Origin of the sequence: Pseudoalteromonas shioyasakiensis (assembly GCF_022398475.1) — a bacterium.
Taxonomy (GTDB): Bacteria; Pseudomonadota; Gammaproteobacteria; order Enterobacterales; family Alteromonadaceae; genus Pseudoalteromonas.
In genome coordinates this window covers 1-24,764 of record NZ_JAKEVM010000038.1, presented here as the reverse complement: position 1 = coordinate 24,764, position 24,764 = coordinate 1, and the positions used below count along the sequence as shown (strand labels likewise).

The 24,764-nt window shown below is 41.3% G+C and carries 18 protein-coding genes; 8 read left to right on the top strand and 10 right to left on the bottom strand.

What is annotated here, in order from left to right; genetic code table 11:
• Positions 1 to 590 precede the first annotated feature (590 nt).
• The gene (locus L1D51_RS09150) at positions 591 to 1,343 is read left to right on the top strand and encodes a substrate-binding periplasmic protein (RefSeq protein WP_239963496.1); all 753 of its coding nucleotides are present in this window, start codon (positions 591 to 593) and stop codon (positions 1,341 to 1,343) included.
• An 18-nt stretch (positions 1,344 to 1,361) separates the two neighbouring features.
• On the opposite strand, the gene L1D51_RS09145 is transcribed toward L1D51_RS09150, so the two are convergent.
• From L1D51_RS09145 to L1D51_RS09135, 3 genes are all read right to left on the bottom strand, one after another.
• Complete coding sequence (locus tag L1D51_RS09145; RefSeq protein ID WP_239963495.1) at positions 1,362 to 2,867, bottom strand: phospholipase effector Tle1 domain-containing protein; 1,506 nt, start codon at positions 2,865 to 2,867, stop codon at positions 1,362 to 1,364.
• A gap of 127 nt (positions 2,868 to 2,994) precedes the next feature.
• Positions 2,995 to 6,516 carry an ATP-binding protein gene (locus tag L1D51_RS09140; RefSeq protein WP_239963494.1) on the bottom strand — a complete coding sequence of 1,174 codons (3,522 nt, stop codon included), beginning with the start codon at positions 6,514 to 6,516 and terminating at the stop codon, positions 2,995 to 2,997.
• Positions 6,517 to 6,568: 52 nt separating this feature from the next.
• Positions 6,569 to 7,519, bottom strand: coding sequence for a GGDEF domain-containing response regulator (locus L1D51_RS09135; RefSeq protein ID WP_239963493.1), 951 nt, complete (start codon positions 7,517 to 7,519; stop codon positions 6,569 to 6,571).
• Between the two features lie 146 nt (positions 7,520 to 7,665).
• Here L1D51_RS09135 and L1D51_RS09130 point away from each other — a divergent pair, with 146 nt between their 5' ends.
• Entirely contained in the window at positions 7,666 to 10,113 is a 2,448-nt protein-coding gene (locus L1D51_RS09130; RefSeq protein WP_239963492.1) for an EAL domain-containing protein, read from the top strand.
• On the opposite strand, the gene L1D51_RS09125 is transcribed toward L1D51_RS09130, so the two are convergent.
• From L1D51_RS09125 to L1D51_RS09115, 3 genes are all read right to left on the bottom strand, one after another.
• Entirely contained in the window at positions 10,110 to 10,682 is a 573-nt protein-coding gene (locus tag L1D51_RS09125) for a manganese efflux pump MntP (RefSeq protein ID WP_239963491.1), read from the bottom strand. The genes L1D51_RS09130 and L1D51_RS09125 overlap by 4 nt on opposite strands.
• 85 nt (positions 10,683 to 10,767) lie before the next feature.
• Positions 10,768 to 12,897, bottom strand: coding sequence for a hypothetical protein (locus L1D51_RS09120; RefSeq protein WP_239963490.1), 2,130 nt, complete (start codon positions 12,895 to 12,897; stop codon positions 10,768 to 10,770).
• 120 nt (positions 12,898 to 13,017) lie between these two features.
• Complete coding sequence (locus L1D51_RS09115) at positions 13,018 to 14,322, bottom strand: NAD(P)/FAD-dependent oxidoreductase (RefSeq protein WP_054563253.1); 1,305 nt, start codon at positions 14,320 to 14,322, stop codon at positions 13,018 to 13,020.
• A gap of 259 nt (positions 14,323 to 14,581) precedes the next feature.
• On the opposite strand from L1D51_RS09115, the gene L1D51_RS09110 reads away from it, so the two are divergent.
• Complete coding sequence (locus tag L1D51_RS09110; protein WP_239963489.1) at positions 14,582 to 16,516, top strand: RecQ family ATP-dependent DNA helicase; 1,935 nt, start codon at positions 14,582 to 14,584, stop codon at positions 16,514 to 16,516.
• Between the two features lie 178 nt (positions 16,517 to 16,694).
• On the opposite strand, the gene L1D51_RS09105 is transcribed toward L1D51_RS09110, so the two are convergent.
• Entirely contained in the window at positions 16,695 to 18,149 is a 1,455-nt protein-coding gene (locus tag L1D51_RS09105) for a TrkH family potassium uptake protein (protein WP_239963488.1), read from the bottom strand.
• A 182-nt stretch (positions 18,150 to 18,331) separates the two neighbouring features.
• On the opposite strand from L1D51_RS09105, the gene L1D51_RS09100 reads away from it, so the two are divergent.
• The 3 genes from L1D51_RS09100 (at position 18,332) to L1D51_RS09090 (ending at position 21,295) form a co-directional block, all read left to right on the top strand.
• Positions 18,332 to 19,636 (top strand): DUF4118 domain-containing protein, encoded by a 1,305-nt coding sequence (locus L1D51_RS09100; protein WP_054563257.1) that lies wholly within the window; start codon positions 18,332 to 18,334, stop codon positions 19,634 to 19,636.
• Positions 19,629 to 20,297 carry a response regulator gene (locus L1D51_RS09095; RefSeq protein WP_054563258.1) on the top strand — a complete coding sequence of 223 codons (669 nt, stop codon included), beginning with the start codon at positions 19,629 to 19,631 and terminating at the stop codon, positions 20,295 to 20,297. The genes L1D51_RS09100 and L1D51_RS09095 overlap by 8 nt, the downstream gene beginning before the upstream one ends.
• A 95-nt stretch (positions 20,298 to 20,392) precedes the next feature.
• The gene (locus L1D51_RS09090; protein WP_239963500.1) at positions 20,393 to 21,295 is read left to right on the top strand and encodes a diguanylate cyclase; all 903 of its coding nucleotides are present in this window, start codon (positions 20,393 to 20,395) and stop codon (positions 21,293 to 21,295) included.
• 73 nt (positions 21,296 to 21,368) lie between these two features.
• On the opposite strand, the gene L1D51_RS09085 is transcribed toward L1D51_RS09090, so the two are convergent.
• Positions 21,369 to 21,986: a glutathione S-transferase family protein gene (locus L1D51_RS09085; RefSeq protein ID WP_055199070.1), complete on the bottom strand. Its 618-nt coding sequence runs from the start codon at positions 21,984 to 21,986 to the stop codon at positions 21,369 to 21,371.
• Positions 21,987 to 22,034: 48 nt separating this feature from the next.
• Complete coding sequence (locus tag L1D51_RS09080; protein WP_239963487.1) at positions 22,035 to 23,066, bottom strand: NADP-dependent oxidoreductase; 1,032 nt, start codon at positions 23,064 to 23,066, stop codon at positions 22,035 to 22,037.
• 186 nt (positions 23,067 to 23,252) lie between these two features.
• Between L1D51_RS09080 and L1D51_RS09075 the strand changes: the two genes are divergently transcribed.
• A complete protein-coding gene (locus tag L1D51_RS09075) occupies positions 23,253 to 23,660 on the top strand; it encodes a hypothetical protein (RefSeq protein WP_239963486.1) in 408 nt (135 codons plus the stop codon).
• Positions 23,661 to 23,671: 11 nt separating this feature from the next.
• On the top strand, positions 23,672 to 24,514 hold the full coding sequence (locus L1D51_RS09070; RefSeq protein WP_239963485.1) for an SMP-30/gluconolactonase/LRE family protein: 843 nt from the start codon (positions 23,672 to 23,674) through the stop codon (positions 24,512 to 24,514).
• Here L1D51_RS09070 and L1D51_RS09065 read toward each other — a convergent pair.
• A complete protein-coding gene (locus tag L1D51_RS09065) occupies positions 24,511 to 24,744 on the bottom strand; it encodes a helix-hairpin-helix domain-containing protein (protein WP_054563262.1) in 234 nt (77 codons plus the stop codon). The genes L1D51_RS09070 and L1D51_RS09065 overlap by 4 nt on opposite strands.
• Positions 24,745 to 24,764: the final 20 nt, after the last annotated feature.

Here is a 24,764-nt window from a genome sequence, read left to right as displayed (position 1 = left end):
TGAAACTCGCTAACTTAAGACATTTCCCGGCTAAAGCCAGTCCTACGGGGGAAACATAAGGCGCTAGGTTCTGGGTTCTAGGACGCGATGTAAAATCGCTGCTACAGACTCGTACCTCGCAACTTTACTCTTTCCCCTTGAAACTCGCTAACTTAAGACATTTCCCAGTTAAAGGCAGTCCTACGGGGGAAACATCAGGCGCTATGTTCTGGGTGCTAGGACGCGATGTAAAATCGCTGCTACAGACTCGTACCTCGTATCTCGTATCTCGCACCTCGCAACTTTACTCTTTCCCCTTGAAACTCGCTAACTTAAGACATTTCCCGGCTAAAGCCAGTCCTACGGGGGAAACATCAGGCGCTAGGTTCTGGGTGCTAGGACCCGATGTAAAATCGCTGCTACAGACTCGTATCTCGCACCTCGAATCTCGCACCTCGTACCTCGCACCTCGAATCTCGTACCTCGCAACTTTACTCTTTCCCCTTGAAACTCGCTAACTTATGATTTCCCACTTCACACATTGGCCTTTCAGACATTATCAACCATACTTGAATAATATGATCTGTAAGTATTTAAACTAAGGTGGCTTAATGGGGTTAAAAGCGCTGTTTTTACTTGTTGTTGCTGTATTGAGTAACTCGGCTTTTAGCTGCGATAAAACCCTAAAAGTGGGGATTAGTCAGCAGTGGGCACCTTATGCTTTTAAGCAAAATGGCAAGCTCACCGGAATTGATATTGATGTGGTTAATTTAGTGCTAAAAGAAGCAGGATTTTGCGCTAAATATGTTGTTATGCCTTCATCTAAACGGGGCTTTGCAGAGCTTAAGCACGGTAAAGTCGATTTACTACCGGCAGCAAGCTATAGCACTGATCGTGACTCTTTTAGTTTCTTTTCAGAGCCTTACCGTAATGAAGTGATGCGTTTGTTTTGGTACCCGCATGGCCGCTTAGAGTCTCTAGACTTACAAGGACTGCTCGAGCATCAGCAAGTTATTTTAACTAATAGTGGTAGTTATTTTGGCCCTGACTTTACTCATTTAAAAGAAGACGCAAAATATAAAGAACAACTCGTTACTGTGTCATCTTTGCGTCAGCGCCTCGCTATGCTAGTTGCTAGGCGGGTCGATTTTTTTGTTGATGATGAACTAGCTGGTTTATATTTAATTCAAAAAAATAATCAGCAGGGTATCGAGCTGCATCCGTATATTGTCAATAATGACAGCGTTTATTTTATGCTGAGTGAAACAACCCTGTTAGCAGAAGACAGAGCGGCTATTAACTCAGCAATTTTAAACAACCAGCAAGCGATAACTGAGATCATCGCTCGCTATGTTAAGCACTAAACTATCCCAAACACTAAACTATCCTAAACGAGTCACCCGCAGTTTAATACGCCCCGCATTCGCCCCATAAAAGCGGTTTAGGTCGTTAGCAAAAGGGCAAAACTCGCCTGATTTAGCAATACGAATATCGGCACCTTCAGCAATTTCAAACAAATGATCGTCGTTGTTATCGATAGCGCCAATCAACGCAAACCATTGTGCGTGGGGTAAACGTCTAAACGGTTCAAGCACGGCCATCGGGATTTCTTTCACCCCAAGTTGGATATTGTCACGGTGCCAGCCGGCAGGGCCGCAACTAATGCCGTCGTCATACCAAGTTTGCTCTGGATAAGGCGTAAATCGGTAAGTACCACCTTGCTCTAACATTAAGCCTGTGTGGTTGTATTTTTCAGCGCCATAAACAAACACATCTTTACTTTCGTCTATGCTCAGCACCGTCATATTTTGTTTATCAAGCGCAATATGCGGGCTTAAACCCTTAAAGCTTAAGCGAGTTTCGTCATTATAAAGTACGTCGTAGTGAAGGCTCTTTAACGATTCAGGGCGATAGCTCGTTAAACGATTAATACGCTCTGCTACTGTGTAATGAATAGTTGGCGCGAGCTGGCTTTGTTCGTTATCAACTAATACACAGCATTCGCGATCTACCAGTTTAAATAAAGGGTTAAACCAAAAATAGTTTTGCTGATGGCTAAGTGCCAGCGGATCTGGGGTAACGGTGACATCATCTTGAGCAATGAGGTTACGATGCTCTTCTGGGAGCAAGGTGTTGTAATTGATATCCGCACTGGTAAGTAAGTTTAATGCGACGGTTTGTTCAATCAGCCACTCAATCGCATAGCGTAGGCAAATGTCGGCTAAACCATCACGATAATAGCCGCCACCCACATCTGAATGAGCGCCCGCAAACCAGATCTCTCGTACATGCGGCGCACTATTAATAAGTGTGGGTTCAAATGCACGGCGCTTTTCATCAAGTGCCACGCAATGAAGGGCTGCTTTTATATTGCTTGCAAGTGTGTAGTTTTCAAAAATAACGTGCTCAGCACCGCGGGTTGCTTTTGTTACCTTTGAAAAACCAATTGATGCAACAGTATCAAATACACATAAGTAAACATCATCACTAATAAGTGGCTCTAAACATTTGGCAAAGCGCCTAGCAAGGGCAGCACCGCGGCTAAAACCAGTTAGTAGTATTTTATCACCCACAGTGTAGTAGCTTTTAAAGTCGCTCATAGCACGGTTTAAAATGCTAGCTACATCATCACCTCTTGGTGCAAGGGCTTGATTGAATAAACGTCGAAAGCGGCTACCTTGGGTGCCTATACCCTGATAATAAAAGCTAAGTTGGGTTGGAAATGGAGTTTCGGGTTCGCTATTGAGTGCGCCACCAAAAAGTAAATGAAGTTTAAGAATATTAGAAATACTGGCGTCTTCTTTGAAGTGTGCAGCGCTGAATTGTTCTGCATCACGAGGCTCGCTGCCTGTGCCATCAAAGTTGAAAATCAGCGTTTTAGCGGTCATAGCGTCATTCCTTTAGTGGTTTGTATAAACATACTCCCACTTTATGAAAATTAGAAGACAAATATGCGGCGCTTTAATGAAAAATGGGCTTTGATTTTCAAAGCCCATTTATTTGCTCTTAATAAAATTAGCCGACCCTGGCTACGGTATGCTTTTGTAAAATTTCTAACAAAATCTCGTAGTCTTTTTCGATTTCGAGTAGCTTAAGTTGAATATCTTTTAGCGTATTGCCCTTACTTGCGGCCAGTACCTCTAGTTCAGTAAAGTGCAGGTGCAATTTGGCTGCGCCCACATCGCCGCAGGTCCCTTTAAGCGCATGGCTGGTGGTTGCAATCGCATGGTAGTCTTTGTCTTTGATTGCTTGTGTTAGCAGCGTTATTTTTTTATGTGAGCTTTCTAAAAACATCTTACTCACTTTGTTTAATAGCACCTCGTTATTCATCAAACGACCGAGGGCTGCTTCGCGATTCCAATGCTGTTTTTCTTCATCGATTAATTCTTCTTGCAGTTTAGCGGGCGACTGATTTACCTCAGGCACAGCAATCGTTTTTGGCGCTGTATGATGTTTAGGGTACGTTGATGCAACCCATTTCGCCGTAGTGGTAATCAATTTATCTGCACTGATAGGTTTTGTGATGTAATCGCTCATACCTGCATTTAAGCACTTTTTACGCTCACCGAGCATGGCATTGGCTGTCATGGCAATAATTGGGATCTCGCTATGGTACTCTCCACCAGCCCCTTTGCGTATTTGTGCTGCTGCATCATAGCCATTTAACACGGGCATTTGGCAGTCCATTAATACGCAGTTAAATGGGTCGTCCTCAGGTGCACTGGCCAATATTTCAATGGCTTGCTGACCATTCGACGCCATTTCAAAGCGCAGTGCCAAGCTCATTAATGTGCCTTTGGCAACTGCAGCATTTATATCGTTATCATCAACGATCAGGATTTTTGCTCCAGCAATATCAACATCTATGTGAATTTGCGTATCAGTCTCGCGACGAAGTGGTCTTGTGTCTTGAGCAGGCTGCTCTTTTATGAGTCGTTCATCAGCTAGTTTAAGTAAAAACTCAGAGATAAGCACAGGTTTAGATAAGCGCATAAAGGTGCAGAATTTAGCTTGCGGTGGTGGTTCGGTTGGGTTTATAAGCACCACTAATTTAAAGGGCAGGCTATGGTCATAGGTATTTTCACTAAAGCTATCAAGTTTTGCGAGTAACGGATTGCCAGGCTCTAAAATTAGCGTATCAAAGGGCATGTTATCGCTTACCTCAAAGCTTTCTAGGTCAACATTCGTGAGCTGTCCACCGCAATGAGAGATTAGTTTTGTTAGGCTTCTTTCAAGCTCAGGTTGTTTGACCGACACAGCAAAAACGCTGTCTTTTAAGCGGCTGCTTGGTTGGCGTTTTTCTACATTTTGGCTGTCTAACTGAATGGTAAATGTGAAAGTACTCCCTTTACCTTCGGTTGATTCAAAGGAAATTTGTCCATTGAGTAAACAGGCTAGTTGCTTACATATCGATAAACCAAGCCCTGTGCCTCCATATTGCGAAGCCACACTGTTATCGGCTTGGGTGAAAGCACTAAACAATTTATTTTGATTTTCAGGCGCAATACCAATCCCGGTATCTTGAATTGTGCAGCATAGCTCAACGTTATCATCGCTAAGTCGTTTGCTTGTGGCGGTAAATTTTATAAAGCCCGTTTTAGTAAATTTAATTGCGTTATTAATTAAATTGGTAATCACTTGTGAGTAGCGATGAGGGTCTGTAACAATCGAGCTGTACTCAACATCGGCAATATCTAAAATAAATTCAAGGTTTTTCTCTTGTGCTTTAACAGCCATGCTGCCACTTAAGCTTTCAAAAAACTTAATAGGGTTAAACGCTTTTTTGTCCAAGTCGAGTTTGCCAGCCTCAATTTTTGATAAATCAAGAATGTCGTTAATAAGTACGTTCAAGCTATTAACGCTTACCTCTGTCATTTCTAAATAATGCTGTTGTTGATTACTTAGTGACTCTCGTTTTATTAAATTGAGTGTGCCAATAACACCGTTTAGTGGTGTTCGCATCTCATGACTGATATTTGATATAAAAGCGCTTTTAACTTGGCTGGCTTTTTCTAGCTGGGCAGTTCTTTGTGCGACTTTAATTTCGAGTTCGTTATTTATTTGCTTAATTTTGTCGCTCGCTTGCTTTTCAACGGTAGTGTCGCGAATGAGGATGGCTGTGCCGTTGTGTTGATGATGTTCATCAAAAATAGCTGAAAAAGCGAGTGCTAAATGAGTCGTGTGTTGATTGCTTTGCTGATAGTCGACTTCAATTTCATGTTGCTTTCGTCGGCTTTTAACCTCGTTACATACCTCTTTAATGTTAATATTTGGAAATAGATTCAGTTTGTTTATATCTGCCCCTAAGACTTGTTCACGTTGAAAACCAAATAATTCAGTGGCTGCTTTATTCCAACTAGACACTAGGCCGATCTCACTTATTGCAATAATGGCATCTTTTGAGCCGCTAATAATGGCTGAAGATACCGCTCTTGCCTCGGCAAGCTCGCGGTTACGCTTTAAATTTCGATGCAAAAATCCAAGTACAAACACCAAAAAAGCAGATACGCCCAACAAAAATGCATAAGTGCTGATCCTTTGCTCGCGTTCCATCGCATTAATTTCAGAGTGAGGTAGCATAATGTGGGCATCTATAAACCCCGTTTCTAAATCTCCAGTAAATGGAATGCGCTTAGTTAACGCTTCGTATTGTTGTTTACCAGCAAAGTTAGAGCTAATACTGAGTATATTTTCTAAATAGGCAGGTTCAGACTTATACACTGAGTCCCAGTGTTTGTTTGGTGCTAAGTCACGGCTAAAGCGAAAGTCTTCATTAGGATGAACTAAAAAGTAGCCTTCGCTGTCTGTTAGGATCAATGAGTTTGGTGCTTGTACCATCGCATTAAGAGATGCAAATAACTGAGATGTATTAATATTTGCAATAATCAGCCCATAGCGCTGCATATTTTCATCAAAGATGGGTAAGGCAATACGTAGCATAGGTTTATAAGGATAATCGAGCTTTCCATATTCCCGGTTAAGTGTTATTGCTGATAAATACATATCACCCTGTGACAATTGCGAACTTTGCTGGTAATAGTCACGGCCACTTTTATCCTGTAACTGATTATCTGCTTTTACAACTATGCCACCGGCAGCTCTGTCTACCCTGATCAGTTCTTGTCCTGCTCGTTGTGTACTGATGATACGTAATTGCTCGAATTCAGAATTTGATTGTAAAAATGCAACGAATATCGTTTCTAAACGTTTTTTCCATTGCTCTGAGGTAGTGTTATCAAGAGGGTCGTTACCACCATTTGCTGCAGCTCTGGCAAGTCCTGATATAGGTGGAGTGGAATATAAAAACTGTAAATCGTTTTTATATTTATTCATTTTTTCATGGACTTGCACATCTACGGTAGCGCTTGATTCTCTCAGTCTTTCTGCAACGCTGTTTTTAATATTTTTATGAAGTTGTAGTTCGAAAAAGAAAATTGCTGAGCACATAATTGCGGCTATAAAAGCAATCGCTAATGGTATTAAAAAGCGTCCTTCAGAGGTTGTCGCTTTTTTCTGGTGTAATACTTCGTAATCCATGGTTTAGCCCTCCATACCGAAAACGTGAGTTGGTAGTAAGGTTTGATTTAGCTCAAAAGCTAAAACTGGGTTCAGCAAGTATGCAAACACAGCGGTTTCTCCCTTGGTGCTTGGCTTGATAGAGCGCTTTATCGGCACAGCGAATTAGCTCGCCAGTGTCGATGGCTCCATGCCCAGAAAATGTTGCGCTACCAATACTAATAGAGAGTACTCCAGAGGTTGCATGTGGGTGTTCAATATCTAGTTCACGAATGTTTGCCAATAGCTTATGGGCAATAAATTGTGCCCCTTGAATATCGGTGTCTGGCAATACACATAAAAATTCTTCACCACCATAGCGAATAGTGGTATCAGTTGGGCGGTTAACACTTTTTTTGATTTCATTAGCAACACGTTTTAAACACTCGTCACCTTGTTGATGACCAAGAGAGTCGTTGTATTGTTTAAAGTAATCAATATCGAGCATTAAAACCGAAAGGGCTTTATCGTTTCTGATGGCTAAACGAATGTTTTGATCAAGGGTGTTTTGTAAAAATCGTCGGTTGTTTAAACCAGTGAGGCTGTCGTGTTCACAAAGGTTTTTGAGCAAATCAGCTTGTTTTTTTAAGGTCAAATGCGCTTTTACGCGATTAAGTAATGTGACGCCATAAACCGGTTTTGATACAAAATCGACAGCGCCTGCTTGCCAGCAGCGATTTTGGTCATCTTGATCCATAATGGCGGTAATAAATATCACCGGAATATCTTTGTATTGGGAGTGTTTTTTTAATTGCTTGCAAACATCAAGGCCGCTCATGGTGCCAAGCATCACGTCAAGCAGTATTAAATCAGGCTTAACGGTCTCGCACAGGTGCAGTACGTTTTCACCGCAATCTGTTGTGTGGGTTTTATAGAAGGGTGAGAGCAAACTTTCTATTACGGTTGTATTAATTGGTTCATCATCAACAATTAAAATAACAGAATCTTTAAGCTTTAAATCTGTGCTACTAGCTACCGGTTGCAAACTATTCCCTCCAAGCGATGAATAAAGCATAGACTGGATTTTGGGATTTTCTACAACTTAAGAATTAAAAAGTCATTTTTTATATTGGCGCGTCTGGTGAGATAGGACTAGAGTTTTTTTATGTACTACTTGCAGAGGCGATGGATATGCTTTTTTCTCATCATGAAAATTCACACAACAAAGTGCTTGTAGTGGATGATGAGCCTACTAGTTTGATGATTATGGCAGAGTCGCTTAGCGACCTTGGTGAGATAGTTTGTTGCGATAATGGTGCTCAAGCAATTGAAAAAGCAACTTTCTTTCAGCCTGATGTTATTTTACTAGATATCGAAATGCCTGGTATGAATGGCTTTGAGGTATGTAAAAAGCTTAAAAACAACCCAAAAACAGCACAGAGCCATGTGATTTTTGTTACTTCTCACAATGAACAAATTTTTGAGTATCAAAGTTTTGCAAGCGGCGGGATTGATCTTATTCATAAGCCCGTTGATTTGAATATCTGCCGGCTCAGAGTACAAAACCAGTTAAAGCTTAAACACCAAGAAGCACAGATATTAGCTGCACGAAATGATATTTCGACACTCGTTGCTCAAGTACCTGTGTATATATCTTACTGGTCAAATACCGAGGAAAACCTTTTCAGCAATGATGAAACCAGCCATTGGTTTTCAAAAAGCAGCGAGCAAATGTTAGGTTGTTTCGCCAAAGATGTATTACCTGATGAATTGTATAAGGCTTTTCATCGCTGCTTGACTGAGGGAATAGAGCAAGAAGTTTTAAATATTCAGTTGCCTAGCCCTCGCAATAAGATTGAATATGTTAGAGCGCAAATAAGTTTAAGAATAAAAGAGCGAGAAGTTGTAGGTGTTATTCTTACTCTTTCGGACATCACCTCAATTACCCATACAAAAAAACTGCTATCGAATGAGTCTGAACGTTTACGGGTTATGCTTAATTCTATTGGTGATGCCGTAATAGCCACGGAGAACAACGCAATTATTAACTTTATGAACCCCATTGCTGAGCGATTAACAGGTTGGCTCGTTGAAGAGGCAAAAGGGCGCCATATTGAAGAGGTAATGAAGCTCGTTGATGCAACATCGAACAAAACACTCGTCAATCCTATATCTGTTGCTTTAAAAGAGCAGCGCATTGTTGCTATGGCGTTAAACAGTCAATTAACCGGGCTTGATGGGCGAGTTTATAGGGTCGAAGATTCAGCTGCGCCAATACGAGATATTGAAGGTAACATCATCGGCGGTATTATCGTGTTTCATGATGTCAGTGAATCAATCGCGATGGCCGTGAAAATGAGTCATTTAGCAAATCATGATTTACTGACCGATTTGCCTAATCGGGTGTTGTTACATGATAGAGTCACCCATGCATGTAAAGTTGCTCGTAGTATGAAGAAAAAAGTGGCTTTAATGCTGATTGATATTGACCACTTTAAGTACTTAAACGATACCCTAGGTCATCATCAAGGCGATTTAATTATTAAACATGTGGCTAAGCGCCTTGAGTCTCTCATCGATTTAAACACCACGTTAGCTAGAATTGGCGGTGATGAATTTGTGATTTTATTACCTGACGTGCAGAGCACCTCCGCGATAGATGCCATTGCCAGCGACATTATTAACACCATGAATGAGCCGTTTCGTATTGATAGCCAAGAGTATATTTTATCGGTCAGTGTGGGGGTGAGTGTTAACCCTGCTGACTCTACTCAAGCAGAAGAAATGATGACTCATGCAGATGCAGCCATGTACCGTGCGAAAGAGCAGGGGCGTAACCGTTTTTGCTATTACTCCGATGACTTAGAGTATCAATTTAAGCAGCGGCAAAGCGTTGAAAAGCTCTTAAGACATGCTATTGAGCAAGATAAGATTGAGGTGTTTTATCAGCCGAAACTAGCTCTCGCAACCCGGAAAATCATTGGTGTCGAAGCCTTAGTACGGCTTCGAGATAACGACAATAAACTTATTTCACCACTGGATTTTATACCCCTTGCAGAAGAAACAGGTCTCATTCATGCTTTGGGTCAGTCAGTGATTAAGCAAAGCTGTAAAGCGGCTAAAGAGTGGGCCGACAAAGGGCATAACATAAAGGTTGCCGTGAACATTGCAGCAAAACAATTTACCGATGGTAATTTTTGTAATCTCGTTGCTGATACGATTGAACAAGCGGGGCTTGCCAGTGAGCTGTTAGAGCTTGAAGTAACCGAAAGCGCGTTGATGCATGATTTTGAAGAAATAAAAATCATGCTTAATAAACTCTCTGATTTGGGGTTAACCATTGCTATAGATGACTTTGGTACGGGCTATTCAAGTTTGTCTTATTTAAAACTCTTCCCCGTTGATGTACTCAAAATAGATCAATCTTTTGTGAGAGATATGCTCACTGATACGCAAAGTATGGACATTGTTAGAACCATCACCAGTTTAGCGCATACCTTGAATTTGCAAATTGTGGCTGAAGGTATTGAAGAAAAACAGCATTTGAATAGTTTAATCGATTTAGGCTGCGAACTTGGGCAAGGGTACTATTTTCATAAGCCCATGCCCAAAGAAGAGTTTGATAAGCTATTAGGTTAAGCCATGGTGTGGCTGTACAGGATTCCACAACCAATAAAGATAAGTGCAACACCGCCGATTGCTTCGGCTTTTTTGCCAACCCAGCCACTCATTACGTTACCAAGTAGCGCGCCGATGGTAACCATAATTGTGGTTGCTAGGCCTATCATGGCGGCTGCTAAGTAAATATTTACTTTCATGAAAGCTAGGCTAATACCGACTGTCATCGCATCTATACTGGTGCCAATAGCGGTTAGTAATGTGGCAATGAAAGAGCGCTTAGTGTTAGGTGTAACTTCTTCTTCATCGTCGTCATCTTCTTTACGACTCTCAAGCAACATATGGATGCCTAAACCCACTAACAACACAAAGGCAATCCAGTGATCAAACGCTTCAACGTAATCTGCACCGGCACTGCCAATTAGCCAGCCAACAATCGGTGCGATAGCTTCGATACAGCCAAACAATAAACCAAGCTTGATTGCACTCAGAACGCGAGGATTTTTAAGCGTACTGCCTTTGGTGATTGAAGCTGCAAAAGCATCAGTCGACATAGCAAGCGATAAAACGCTTAGGGTAATAATATTCAATTTTTGCGCCCCACAAAAAGTGGGCATTATACGCGGCTGAGCCGTAAACAGATAGGTTAATTTACGGCTCAAATAGCTAAGGAGCTTAATAAGCGCTGTACTGATAATTATTCATTACAGTGCCATCTTTGGGTGCAAGTTTTGGCTCAAGTTTAATAAGCTCTTCATAAACATTAGGGACAAAAACTTTTAGACGCTGGGCACGACGAAAGTGGTTAGGCTCATATTGCTCAACAAGTTTTAATGCGCTTGGCATATAGTCTGCGAGGGTTTGTGTGTTATAGCTTTGCTCCAGTGCTTGGTCGAGAATATCAAGCCCAGGCTTAGAAAAATCATGCGTAACTGCAAGGCTCATTAAAAACTCAACTGCTGCATTTGAATGCATGCTTGCATAAAAGTACATATCGTTGTTTTGCATGTCTTTTAATGAAAAATCAAAGCCGTTGTCAGCTAATGTTTGCCATTGTTCTAACGCTAACTTAGTAAATACATAAAGATTTTCAGGTGCGGTTGGGTCGACTCTGTTTTGCCAAATAGACGTCAGTTGTTGAGGGTTTTCTATTGTTGCTGCAAGCAACATATTTGTCTGGTGGGTACTGAGTTTTGCTGTTTGGGTAATCGTTGCAACAGTATTAAGGTCTTTTTCGACAATTGCTTCTTTAAAGGCTTGATACTGCGTTGAGGTTTGATATTTATAATCATTTAAGTGCAAGAATTGCCAATTATGAACCTGCACTGGGTCGATTTCTTGAAGCGTATTGGGAGTTAGTAAGCCTTGTTGAGCTTCGAGCGTTTCTAATTCTTCGAGTGCTTGAGAGCGTGTTTTTATCGCTTCTAGTGAATTGATCCGCTGATCTATCGTTTCACACTCAGGAGTTATTTTTTTGGCTTGCTGTTTTTGTCTCTCATAGGCACTGAGAGCTTTTGATATTACAGAGTTATCTTTTTCTTTACGTTTAAATGCTTGGTTATTTGGGATTAGCTTTAAATCTTTGAACTGAGAAAAAGCATCATTAGCAACTTGGTCGCCAACAAATAAAAGGCTACTCGGTAAGAATGAAGATTTAAGCATCAGTAGCCTATCGTTCGGTGTGTCGCGCACAAGCTCACCGTGAGCTCGATAACCTTTATTTTTTAGATAACTTAGTGTTTCTAAGTGTTTGCTCTCTAGTGGCTGTACTTCGCTATTTGAGCTGCCCTTAAGGTTTACAATGGCTATATCCATCGCTGTAAATACATTTGGCTGATTAGTGGGCTCAATACCTCGTTCACTTAACAACTTTAAAATTGGTACGTTAAATTCACTCACAGCCACATCAGCAAGGTTTAAATACAGTTGTTCATCCATAAAGTCATCACTCATTGCTGTAGGCGAGCCGTTTAGCTGTGCTGTTTGAGAGATCAGTGCTGTTAAATAATCATTAGGTAAGTTGCTTTTTAAAGCCACAGCGATATCGTTAACAGTAAACTCTTTGCTGGATATTGCGTTTTCAAACTCAGTCAAACTAAGCGTATTAGCATTAGCAAGAAACAAAATAGAGGGTGAAATGAGCCGTGATGGACCGATTTTAAATGGTGTTTTTAAATAGGTATTAAAATCATCGTTGTTATCTAATAGTTTGTACAATGCTGTTTTGTTTACTTGCTCAGGTAATGGAACATTAAACATCATTGAACCTGTATTTTGGCTAAGGGGTCCATTAATTGCCGTTAGTTGATTGATTGTATCTGCATCAAAATAATCAATGACCTCAAGCCCTTGCCAGCTTTTTAATATGTTAACTGATGAGGCATATTGAAATTGCTGTTCTGCATTCTCTTTGATGGCGTTAATAACTAAGTTATTAAATGAACGGTAAGATATTTTCACAAGTTCCGAATAACTTAAAATATCTTCAAGAGAGTCGCCGTCTTTTAATGCTTGTTTAATCGCTGCCTCTATTTGACTGTGATCAGCTGCAGCTTGAGTGGCTTTTAAACTTTGTTGCTTACACTGGCGTTTGGCTAGCTTGAGTTTAGCCAGCTCCAATGCTTTACTATTTGGCTGGCTTAATGGTTCAAATAAACTCGTAGCGTTATTTTGTTCAGCGACAGTAGCAGTAGATGTTGAGACTTCATTGCTTATCGCTTCAATGGGAGTGGGGTTATCTAATATCAGGTAGGCACCAAAGGCACAAAACCCTGCAAAAACGGTTAGCGAAATACCTTTTTTCATATTCAATCCATGGATTTATCTTGCCTGAAGTGTATGTCTTTATAGTTTAATGTCAATGACTTGGGGACGAAGTGCACAAGTAGCCGACAAACAACTAATTTGTCGGCTTTATGCCGTAGCTTAATGCAGTTTCATTTTTGGCCTAACAACGCGTAGTACTTTTTCGCTGATCCACAGTGCAAAGGTTTTTGCACTGCCATGAATGGCACGTTGATGCATACGATATAGCGAAATATACATAAATCGCGCTATTTTACCCTCTATAAAAAAGCTATTGCTGGTTAGGTTGCCCATTAAACTGCCTACCGTGCTGTAGCGTGACAAGTTAACTAAAGAGCCATGATCACTGTAGGTAAAAGCACTGAGTGGCTGGTCTTTGAGTGTAGCTATAAGGTTTTTTTCAACACATTGCGCCATTTGATGGGCCGATTGCGCTCTGGGTGGCACTTGTGTGCCATCTTCTTGAGTAAATGCACAGCAATCACCAATCACAAAAATGTCGTCGTTAACGCTACTTTGCAGATATTGGTTCACCTTAATTTGGTTATTGCGGGTAAGTTCAAAGATACCAATGTCTTTAATGAAATCAGGTGCTTTTACACCCGCAGCCCAAACCATAATGTCGGCTTTGATATGTTCATCGTTTTTGGTGATAAAGCTGTTTTCTGTGGCCTCTTTTACTTGCGTTCCTTCGCGCACTGTTACCCCTAATTTAACCAGTTCACGCTTAGCTGAGTTTGCAATGCGCTCTGGTAACGCGGGTAAAATTCGCGGCCCTGCTTCAATTAAATCAATATGTAAGCGTTTAGCGGTCATTTTATTCAGGCCATACATTTTTAGCATGTCTGATACATGATAAAGCTCTGCTGACAGCTCGACCCCAGTTGCACCACCCCCCACTATGGCAATGGTTAAGGAGTGCTGTGGGTCATCATCTTGATGTAAGCGGGTGAAGTTATCGAGTAGAGCATGCTGAAAGCGCTCAGCTTGCTGGTTTGAATCAAGGTAAAAACAGTGCTTGTTAACACCTGGGGTATTAAAGTCGTTACTAACACTGCCAATGGCAAGTACGAGGTAGTCATAACTGACTTGGCGCTCAGGTAAAATACGGTGGCCAAGCTCGTCTTTTAACTCACTTAAAGTGATGGTTTTGTTGGTTTGATCTAAGTGGCAAAAGCTGCCGAGTTGAAAATTATAATGGTGTTTTGCTGCATGAGCTGAGTATACAACGCCGTCTAAATCGGCATCAATCGACCCCGTCGCTACTTCATGAAGTAACGGCTTCCAAATATGGCTGCGGTTTTTATCGATTAAAAGTATCTCTGCTTGGCGTTTTTTCCCGAGTTTGTGTCCTAATTGTGTTGCTAGTTCTAAGCCACCAGCGCCACCACCGACTATCACGATTTTAGGAGGTTGGTTAATCATTACGTTGCCCTCAAAAGTATAATACCTAAACACTCCTGAGAAAAAGCGCTTAGGTATTGTAAGTCCATCCATCAATACCCCATGGCAACGCGCCCATTGTGCGCCTTTTTACTGATTTTGTCAGTACCTGTTAAGAACAATATAGTGCGCTTAGTTATATCAACGGCCTTGGGAGATTGAGTTAAACAGGTTAACATGGCTAATTCGCAGTAAGAGACCTATCATTACCTGAAAAGGGAAATGACAGTGAGGGATCAGGATGACTACACCACTACACACTTCGTTGAATCAATACTTTGGCTTTAATGAGTTTCGCCAAGGTCAGCAACAAACCATTGAGCAGTTATTAAATCAGCAATCGTCGTTGGCAATTTTTCCAACTGGCTCGGGTAAATCCTTGTGCTATCAATTAACTGCAATGCACCTACCTAATTTGACCTTAGTGGTTTCGCCATTATTGGCGCTGATGAAAGACCAGATCAGCTTTTTAAATAGCAAAGGTATTTACGCGGCAAGCCTTGATTCAAGCCAAACCAGTGAGCAAAGTCATACGGTAATGAGTGATGTACGAGCAGGAAAGGTGAAAATTTTAATGGTCTCAGTTGAGCGTTTTAAGAATGAGCGCTTTCGTGAATTTATTAAACAAGTGCCTATTTCGATGCTGGTGGTTGATGAAGCGCACTGTATATCTGAATGGGGTCACAACTTTAGGCCTGATTACCTAAAACTGCCGCGCTATCGTGAAGAGCTTAATATTCCACTGGTATTACTTCTCACTGCTACAGCGACTAAAAAAGTAAAGCGCGATATGTGTGAGCGTTTTGCTATTGCCCCAGAATGTGTGGTGCAAACTGGCTTTTACCGAAGCAACCTCGACTTATCAGTGCTCAGTGTTGCAAGCCAAGAAAAACCTCAGCAATTAGCCAGTATTATAGCCAGCCAACAAGGTGCTGGGATTGTTTATGTCACCTTACAACATACCGCTGAGCAAGTAGCAGAAGGCTTGGCAAGAGCGGGCTTTAATGCGGTGGCTTATCATGCAGGCCTTGAGGATGATAAACGCTGGCAAATTCAAGACGATTTTATGGCGGGTAAAATCAATATTGTCGTGGCAACCATTGCTTTTGGGATGGGCGTTGATAAGTCTGATATTCGTTTTGTGATCCACTATGATTTGCCAAAATCGATTGAAAACTATAGCCAAGAGATTGGCCGTGCAGGGCGAGATGGTGCGCCGTCAAACTGTTTTACTCTAGCAAACCTTGATGGCTTAAATACCGTTGAGAACTTCGTTTATGCCGACACTCCCGAGCAAAGTGGGATTGACTATGTCATTAATAACATTCGCAACGAGCAAACGAACAACCAGTGGGAAATGCAAGAGTACAGCTTATCGAGCGAAAGTAATATTCGTGCTTTAGCGTTAAAAACCTTACTGGTGCAGTTAGAGATGCAAGGGGCTATTACGCCTTTATATGCCTATTATGCCGATTTTAAATATAAGTTTTTAACGGATCAAAATGAGCTTCTTAGCCAGTTTGATGCTGATCGACAAGCATTTTTACAACAGGTATTCAAACACACTGAGTTTAAGAAAATTTGGGGCACACTTAATTTTGATGCATTAACCAGTGCTACTCAAGTAGATAGAAAGCGCGTAGTTGCAGCGCTCGATTATTTGGCTGAAAAGGGCCTCATAGCCCTTGAAACCAAACGTATTACGCAAGTGTATGAGGTGAATAACTCGGTAATAAATCACGCTGATTTAGCACAGCAACTGCACCAATATTTTATCGAAAAAGAGCAGGCTGAAATTAAACGTATTGCCACTTTAGTTCGCTTTTTTGAGCTAGATAGCTGCTTAAGTTATAACTTAGCCCGCTATTTTGATGACCAAAATGCACCCCAGCAATGTGGCCATTGTTCAGTGTGTAGAGGCCAGCAGGTAAAACTTAGTTACTCATTAGTGCATCAAATGCCTGAGCAAAATGTGATTGCCAGCAAAGTTGCTGAGCTTAAACAGCACTTAGCTGCTAAAGGGATTAGTGATGTCAGCATCGATACTCAGTGCCGCTTTTTAGCGGGCATGAGCGTGCCTTTATTTACTCGCAATAAAGTCAGGCAGCTTTCAGGTTTTGGCCTTTGCGAGCAACAACGATACAGTGACATTAAAGCCTTACTACAGCAGTTGTAGTAAGGCTTTACATTTTAAACTCAAGCTCTGTAGCTTCGGTAAACATTTTTGACTAAACTGCCTTGAATAACTCTGTCAGTGTATTTGTAGGTGTAATTGAATCCTTTCTTTGCGCAGCAGAGACTACTGTAACTTACCGCTTATTAATTTTTAGGGCAGAGTATTTAGGGTCTTATTATTATTGCTTCCAAAAAGTACGCGTAAAAAGAGCAAAAACAGTAAAATATTCCAAGCGACCGACAAGCATTGCGCTGGTTAATGTCCAAGTTGCTGCGTCTGAAACTGGTGCAAAGTTAGCGCCTACTTCACCAAACCCCGGTCCGAGCACATTTAGGCATGCAGCGACTGCTGAAAACGCACTCCAAAAATCCAGCCCAGTAAACATTAGTAATAATGTAAACAGCATGCTTGAACCTGCAGCAAAAGTCATAAATGCCATAACAGCATGAAGTACATCATCTTTTACAGGGCTGCCTTGATATTTAATGGTGAATATAGCGCGGGGATGAAGAAGCTGTTTAAAGTTATTGTTGAGCATTTTAACCACTAGAATATTTCTGATGATTTTATTTCCACCAGCCGTTGAGCCTGCGCATCCCCCTAAATAGCCAGTGATAATAAGTAAAAATCCGACAGCTTCGGGCCATTCAGTAAAGCTTGCTGCACCAAATCCGGTACTGGTTATAAACGACACTATATGAAAAGTTGAAAAACTCAATGACTCAAAAATAGAGGAGTAGGTATCGTGCATGTATAAAATAACGCCCGACAATACTGAAAGGGTTGTTATGATGTATATAAAATAACGCGTTTCTTCATCAGCATAGTAACTACCGAGCGCTCGTTTGTGGACGACTCTAAAGTGCAGTGCAAAATTAATAGCACCTGCAATCATAAATAAGTTGGCAATCCATAAAATTAAATGACTTTTGTAAAACCACATACTTGCATCGTGGGTCGAGAATCCTCCCGTTGAAACGGTTGTCAGTGCATGAGCCAGTGCATCGTAAAAAGTCATGCCGGCAAAATAGTAAGAGACAGTACACAACACGGTTATGCTTAAGTATACACTCCAAAGGTAATGTGCCGTGTTTGCAATACGAGGCGATAGCTTTTCATCTTTAATTGGCCCAGGTGTTTCGGCCTTTAAGAGCTTCATGCCACCTATATTTAGCATGGGTAAAATAGCCACCACGAAAATCACAATACCGAGCCCTCCCATCCATTGCAAGAACTGGCGGTATAACAAAAACGTACGAGGCAAATAATCTAAGCCCGACAGTATTGTGGCTCCGGTGGTGGTTAATGCGCTTATTGCTTCAAACATGCCATCTGTAAAGCTCACTTTGGTGACTAAAATGATTGGAATTGAACCTAGAAAGCCTGCAATCACCCACGTGGCTGTTGCGTAAATTAGTGCATCCCTAAAGTTGGCCAGTGATGAATCAACATGCTGGGTTTTTAACAGTAAGACACTTGCTGTAAAAAGCATTATTGACGCAGGCAATAGGAATGACACTGATACATTATCTTTAAATAAAAATGCAGATAAAACTGCAAATAGCAATTGCACGATACTCATCCACAAAATAGGGAAAGCGAGTAATCGAAATGTGATTTTCCAATTGATCATATGTCTACTGATTTAATGAACGGCTCTTAAATCAGCATGCTATTGAAATAGGGGGAGAAGTCTTTAGAGAGCTTGAAAGCTTTATAAAGATTTTATGCTGAGATAAAAAAACTTTATAAAAACTTTATAGTGACAAAATTGAAAACCCTTTAATCTAATAGGGACAAACGATAAGTGAAAAGATGATGCAGTCAGTATTCAAAATACAGTATTTAAAAGCCGCATTTTTAAGTGTGTTGATGCCACTTGTGGTAGTGCTCGCGATATTTCCATTTCGAGAACTGTTTACAACCACCGATATTGTGATGCTACAGCTGCTGTGGGTGACCTGGGTTGCGGTGCGCAGTAATCGTCGTGTTGCAGCGCTTACCACCTTAGTAAGTGTTGCCTGCACGGACTGGTTTTATGTGGTGCCTTACTTTACTTTTCATATCGAAAATATTGAATATGTGGTCACTTTTTTGGTGATGTTGATTGTGGGTTTAGTGATAAGCCACTTAGCCGGGGAGCTCAATACCAAGGTTCGCGATGTGCAAGCCCATGCTAGTAATAGTCGCTTATTGTATGAGTTAGCAAAAAAGCTTAATGATCTCGATAGCCTTGAGGAGCAAAAGCAGCTGTTTTTAACAACCATGGCCGCGCATTTAAAGGTTGCGTGTGATTGGCAGCTAGCAGCCTCTAAGCAGTTTATTTATTTAAATGAACAACAAGCTGAATTTGGCGGCATCGCGTTTGCTAAAGCGCTTAATGCCGAGCAACTTGCTTTGGCGAATACAGCGTGCTCTTTACTGTATCAGGTTCAAGAAAAAACCTTACTACGCGAGCAATCAGCGGCGATTAAAGTACAGGCGGAGTTAGAAAGGTCAAAAAACACCTTGTTGCGCAGTTTATCCCATGACTTACGAACACCATTAGCGACTATTATGGGCGCATCAAGCATGTTGGCTGATGATGATATTCAACTAAGCTCTGAGGTTATCAAAGAGCAAGCTGCTAATATTTATGAGCAAAGTAAAATTCTTAACCAGCACTTTGATAAGGTCATGGAGCTCAGTAAAGTGAATAAGTTAGCTGAGAATATTAAATGGCAAAAACTACCCATTTTGACCTTAATTAGCGAAGCTAAATCACGCCGTCAGCAACAACTACAAAACTTTAAACTGCATATCGAAGCTCAGCAACAAAGCATCTGTTTTGGCGATGAAACCTTACTTGAAATTGCCTTTGCCAATATGCTCGAAAACGCAGCTCGTTATGGAGATGGTTCGGCGAACATGCAATTTATTGAAACACTGGATGAATACCAAATTGTGTTAACTAACCCTTTTGCTAATAAGCACGAGACGAGTCAAGATGAAGGCGTTGGCCTAGGGAGTGTTATTTGCGATGTGGTTGCTAAATGTCATCAGGGGCGCTTTGAATTAACCCTCAATGAGCAGACAAAGCAGGCAACAGCTATATTAATTTGGAGTAACAGCCGTGGCTAATATTTTGGTTTTAGAGGACTCACCGCCTCTGCAAAGTTTTTTAAAAACACTGCTCAAAGCAAGTAACCATGAAGTCAGTGTGTGCGCGAAAGGGCTTGATGCGTTTGCACTTTTAAGCCAGCAGCAGTTTGATTTAGTGCTGCTTGATTTAGGTTTGCTCGATATGGATGGGCAAGATTGGCTGGTGGAGTTTAGGCAGTGGAGTTTACTCCCTGTTCTGGTACTTTCTGCGCGCGACGGCGAAACAGAAAAAGTCACCGCCCTTGATAACGGCGCTAACGATTACCTAACTAAACCATTCAGCGCAAACGAATTACTAGCACGTATTCGGGTGCTACTTCGCACACAAACAACACCAAGCCTAACGTTGCAATGTGGCGATATTCACATAGACCCGCATAAACATGTGGTGCGTAAAGGTGCTGAAGAAGTCAAACTAACTAAAAAAGAGTACGCTATTTTGCTGTTGTTATTTCAGCAAAAAGATAAGGTGTTAACGCATAACGCCATATTATCTGAGGTGTGGGGCGAGCAGTATATTAATCGCCCTGAATATGTGCGTGTACATATTGGTCAGTTAAGACAAAAGCTTGAACAAAATGCGGCGAGTCCTAAACATATCTTAACCGAGCCCGCCGTAGGTTACCGCTTAGTTGAATAAACTATCGCTTAACAACGCTTTAAGTTGTGTTTGTAACAGACCTTAGGTACTGTTTTAGGAAATAAAATAATAAAGCGGAAGTCTTTTCATTGGCTATGCATCAAAATACCGGACACGGCATTAGTTCACTGTCGAATACACAGCTTGAAGAGGTTATTGCAGAAATCGAGCAAGCCATTAAGTGGCACCAGTCATGGTATAGAAATTTATTAAGGTGCTTAATTGCAGACATACCTGCAGATGAACAAGACTTAGCAGATAATGCTCATAACCTTTGTCGTTTTGGGCAATGGTTTAATAAGCTACCCGAGCAGACCATAAATCTTCACCCTTACTTTTCTGAAATCGCTTGTGCGCATCAAAAGATGCATCAAGGTGCCAAAGTCCTGTTATCGTTAAAAGAGTCTAAGTCTGTTATTCCGGCTAATTTATTGGACCAGTTTCATGCTGATTTAGATAGCTTGCATGAATTTTTTGAAACTCTTATCGATGAATTCTCTGAGCTGCTTCACACAAGAGATCCTTTGACGGGGGCATTGAACCGAACAAACTTAGTAGAAAACCTGCAAAAAGAGCATGAGCTGTGCAAGCGTAAATCGCTGAGCTGCGCGCTGGTAATGATCGACCTTGATCACTTTAAGCAAGTGAACGATGAGTTTGGTCATGCTGCGGGTGATAAGGTATTAATCGCCCTGGTTAAATGCATTAAATCTCATCTAAGAGAGTACGATCAACTATATCGCTATGGCGGCGAAGAATTTTTAGTCTGCTTACCCCAAACAGAGCTAGAAGGTGCCAAATCATTTTCTGAGCGATTAAGAGCAGGGGTTTCGGGTTTAAAAATCGAAATCGGTAATGATCAACACATTAATGTAACAGGCTCATTTGGCGTTGCGCTAATAAATGCTGATGATGATATCGAAACGGCAATCGAGAGGGCCGACCAAGCCATGTATCAAGCTAAAAAGTCAGGCCGCAATCTAGTGTCTGTGGCTTGATTAGTAGCTTTGGAGCTTTATTTTATTGAACAGGGAAACAGTGACAGTGTACACACTGTCACTGCACATCAGGTCAGTCGTATTTCGCTTCTAACTCGTTTGCTGTGTGATAACTTTCGTGAGTTTTTAACTGCTCTAAATAACGTTTAATTTCAGGGAAGTGCGCAAGCAGACCTGCCTCATCAGCTTTTTCTACAACAAAAGACATCATGAAATCAGCACCGGTCAATGCCTCATTTACTAAGTACTGCTTACCTTTTAATTGCTGGTTTACATAACTCAGTATCTTGCCAATTTCATGGTCAGCATAATCACCAATAAAGTTGGTTTTACAGCCATCTTTTGTAATAAATAATTTTAATAAAAAAGGGACCATTGCTGAGCTTTCTGCAAAATGAAGCCATTGCTGATAGTCAACATAGCTGTCGCTTTGCTGGCTCGGCATATACTTGCTTTTGCCGTAATTACTAATTAAGTAGTCAGTAATTGCGCCAGACTCAGTAATTACTTTGCCGTTATCTTCAAGAACGGGCGCTTTGCCCAGAGGATGAATTTGTTTTAATTCATCGGGTGCTAAAAATGTTTCTTTGTTACGTTGATAGGCAATAATGTCGTAATCTACGTCTAGCTCTTCGAGTAACCAAATAATTCGTTTAGAGCGTGATTTATTTAAATGGTGTAATTTAATCATTTGTTATCCTGAATAGTGACGCAACACTGTTTACTGCGCCTAAAAATTTTAAATTGGTTGCTGAACTTGCACGACCGTTTTACCGAAGTTTTCACCATTTAACATTGCATTAAAGGCGTTTAGGGTATTTTCAAAATCAGCTTCAAGGTGTTCTTTATATTTGACTGTTCCCTCGCTTAGCCACGCTTGCATGTCTTTTGCGAATTCATCATAACGGTGAGCGTAATCATCAAAAATTATAAAGCCTTGCATTTTAATTCGTTTGGTAAGGATTTGACCCATAAGCATCGATAAACGGTCTGGACCTGGGGGTAATTCGGTCGCATTATATTGCGACACTAGCCCACACAATGGCACCCGTGCTTTTGTATTCAACAGGGGTAACACGGCATCAAATACATGGCCACCGACATTTTCGTAATAAACATCAATACCATTATTACACGCTGCGCTTAACTGCTCTGCAAAATCATTTGCTTTGTGATCAATACAAGCATCAAAGCCTAGGTTTTCAACAGCATGTTGACATTTTTCTTTACCGCCAGCTACGCCAACGACCTTACAGCCTTTTAATTTAGCTATTTGCCCTACAGTTGCACCGACAGGCCCTGTAGCTGCAGCAACCACTACTGTTTCGCCCTGTTTTGGCTCACCAATATCTAAAAGCCCCATGTAAGCGGTAAAACCAGGCATACCCATAATACCAAGTGCATACGAAGGGTTTTCAGGGTTTTTCCCCAGTTTCATTAAGCCTTCAGTGTCGCTTATTGCGTATTCTTGCCAGCCTGTGTATGCCAATACCCATTCGCCCTTTTGATAATCAGGGTGGTTCGACTGCTCAACCTGGCATACGGTTGCGCCTACCATCACATCACCAATCTTTACAGGATCAGCGTATGATTCAGCATCGCTCATTCGTCCTCGCATGTAGGGATCAAGTGATAGATAAATTGTTCTAAGTAATACCTCACCATCTTTTGGCGCAGGTACTGAGTTTGTTTTTAATACAACATTTTTATCATTCGCTACGCCTTTTGGACGTGTCTCAAGAATATATTGACGATTCTGAATATCAGACATACTAAGCTCCTTTTGCCAGCAGTAAATTAAGATATGCCTTTAACGTTTTGCGGGCATAACATTAAAAATCAATACTAAAATTGTAATTGCTGAGTAACACGCTCATTATAGGGTTATTCACGGTTTTGAACTGGTTATAGGAACGGTGTATGCTGAATCTAGTTTAAGCTTATCAAAAGGATTGATATGAAGCGTATTTTACTATTATGTGCAGCGGTTTTTGCAACCTCTTTGCAAGCCAACACTGATGTACTATCGGTGGATCCGGTTATGCTCTCTGGCAGTGCTTTTTCATTTGAGAATGATGCCAAGCGCTACCCTAAGCAAAGTCAATTTAGCATTGTCCATAGTGTATTAATGAGCAGTGAAAGTGGTCGCCGTTTAGCGGTTGTGACGGTTGAAAACAAAGCATCGGGATCGCGAATTCTTCAGGCTGACCATATTATGGCGCTGTTTGCCGATGGGCGTCGTGTACATCCTCAAAGTTTTGACGAAGGTATTAAGTTAGATGATGGCGAAAAGCGTTCTTTGACCTTATCTTTTGGCGAAAACGAATACCCGATTTTAGCGGTATACACGAGTTTAAATGAGTAAAAGGAAGTCCTATGAAACGACTAAAGCCACTGGCAATAACACTACTTTTAAGCTCACCGTTAAGCTTTGCAGTTGATAGCCAAGACTTTGTTAAAGATAACGTTTTTACGCAAGGCGTTGAAGGGCCAACCATGTATAACGGTGCCTTATACGCGGTGAACTATGCCCAGCAAGGAACCATTGGCCGCGTTGATAATATGGGCAAAACATCTTTATTTGTGCGGTTGCCGAATGACAGCGTTGGTAATGGCCTCCAGTTTGACTCACAAGGTAATTTGTTTATTGCGGACTATGTTAACCATAATATTTTAAAAGTCCCTGCTGGCAGCAATAAAGCAGAAGTGTTTGCCCATAATAGTAAAATGAATCAACCCAATGACATTGCTATCACTAAAAACGGGGCGCTGTTTGCAAGTGACCCTAACTGGGCGGAAGAAACGGGTCAGCTGTGGCGTATAAATGCAGATGGCAGCACCCATTTACTCGAAAAAAACATGGGAACCACCAATGGGGTAGCGGTTAATCACGACAACACCAAGCTTTATGTGAACGAGAGTGTGCAGCGAGTTGTTTGGCAATATGACTTAGATGAGAACTTAAACATTAGTAATAAAAAAGCTTTGATTAAGTTTGCTGATCATGGCTTAGATGGCATGCGCGTTAATAATCAAGGGCATGTGTTTATTACTCGCTACGGCGCAGGGAAAGTGCTTGAAGTATCGCCTACGGGCAAGCTCTTAAATAGCTACCAATTAAAAGGCCAGCATCCAACGAATTTGGCTTTCAACGAAACGCAAAACAAAGTGTATGTCACCATGCAAAAGCGCGGTGCAATAGAAGTCATTGAGCTTTAGCCTTGTTTTGCTCGCGCAATCGCGGCAGTGATTGCCGCTTTTGCCTGCGGACTATTCTTCCAGCAATTTGAATGTAGCATCGACGCGACTCGCTCAGCAATGGTATTTGCATCAAACCCGGCTAACTTCTCAAACGATTCAATACCAATTTCTTCAAACCGTTTTATTACCGTTGGCCCCACACCTTTGAGTGCTAAAAGCACACTGCGCTCTTGCTCGTTAAATGGCATGTGTTACTCCTTATAAATCC

What these genes read in the sequence shown, in the direction of transcription:
- L1D51_RS09085 (WP_055199070.1), bottom strand. Translation starts at nt 21,986, where the DNA reads ATGATTAAATTACACCATTTAAATAAATCACGCTCTAAACGAATTATT.
- L1D51_RS09130 (WP_239963492.1), top strand. Translation starts at nt 7,666, where the DNA reads ATGCTTTTTTCTCATCATGAAAATTCACACAACAAAGTGCTTGTAGTG.
- L1D51_RS09120 (WP_239963490.1), bottom strand. Translation starts at nt 12,897, where the DNA reads ATGAAAAAAGGTATTTCGCTAACCGTTTTTGCAGGGTTTTGTGCCTTT.
- L1D51_RS09145 (WP_239963495.1), bottom strand. Translation starts at nt 2,867, where the DNA reads ATGACCGCTAAAACGCTGATTTTCAACTTTGATGGCACAGGCAGCGAG.
- L1D51_RS09070 (WP_239963485.1), top strand. Translation starts at nt 23,672, where the DNA reads ATGAAACGACTAAAGCCACTGGCAATAACACTACTTTTAAGCTCACCG.
- L1D51_RS09105 (WP_239963488.1), bottom strand. Translation starts at nt 18,149, where the DNA reads ATGATCAATTGGAAAATCACATTTCGATTACTCGCTTTCCCTATTTTG.
- L1D51_RS09100 (WP_054563257.1), top strand. Translation starts at nt 18,332, where the DNA reads ATGATGCAGTCAGTATTCAAAATACAGTATTTAAAAGCCGCATTTTTA.
- L1D51_RS09150 (WP_239963496.1), top strand. Translation starts at nt 591, where the DNA reads ATGGGGTTAAAAGCGCTGTTTTTACTTGTTGTTGCTGTATTGAGTAAC.
- L1D51_RS09065 (WP_054563262.1), bottom strand. Translation starts at nt 24,744, where the DNA reads ATGCCATTTAACGAGCAAGAGCGCAGTGTGCTTTTAGCACTCAAAGGT.
- L1D51_RS09110 (WP_239963489.1), top strand. Translation starts at nt 14,582, where the DNA reads ATGACTACACCACTACACACTTCGTTGAATCAATACTTTGGCTTTAAT.
- L1D51_RS09090 (WP_239963500.1), top strand. Translation starts at nt 20,393, where the DNA reads ATGCATCAAAATACCGGACACGGCATTAGTTCACTGTCGAATACACAG.
- L1D51_RS09140 (WP_239963494.1), bottom strand. Translation starts at nt 6,516, where the DNA reads ATGGATTACGAAGTATTACACCAGAAAAAAGCGACAACCTCTGAAGGA.
- L1D51_RS09115 (WP_054563253.1), bottom strand. Translation starts at nt 14,322, where the DNA reads ATGATTAACCAACCTCCTAAAATCGTGATAGTCGGTGGTGGCGCTGGT.
- L1D51_RS09075 (WP_239963486.1), top strand. Translation starts at nt 23,253, where the DNA reads ATGAAGCGTATTTTACTATTATGTGCAGCGGTTTTTGCAACCTCTTTG.
- L1D51_RS09080 (WP_239963487.1), bottom strand. Translation starts at nt 23,066, where the DNA reads ATGTCTGATATTCAGAATCGTCAATATATTCTTGAGACACGTCCAAAA.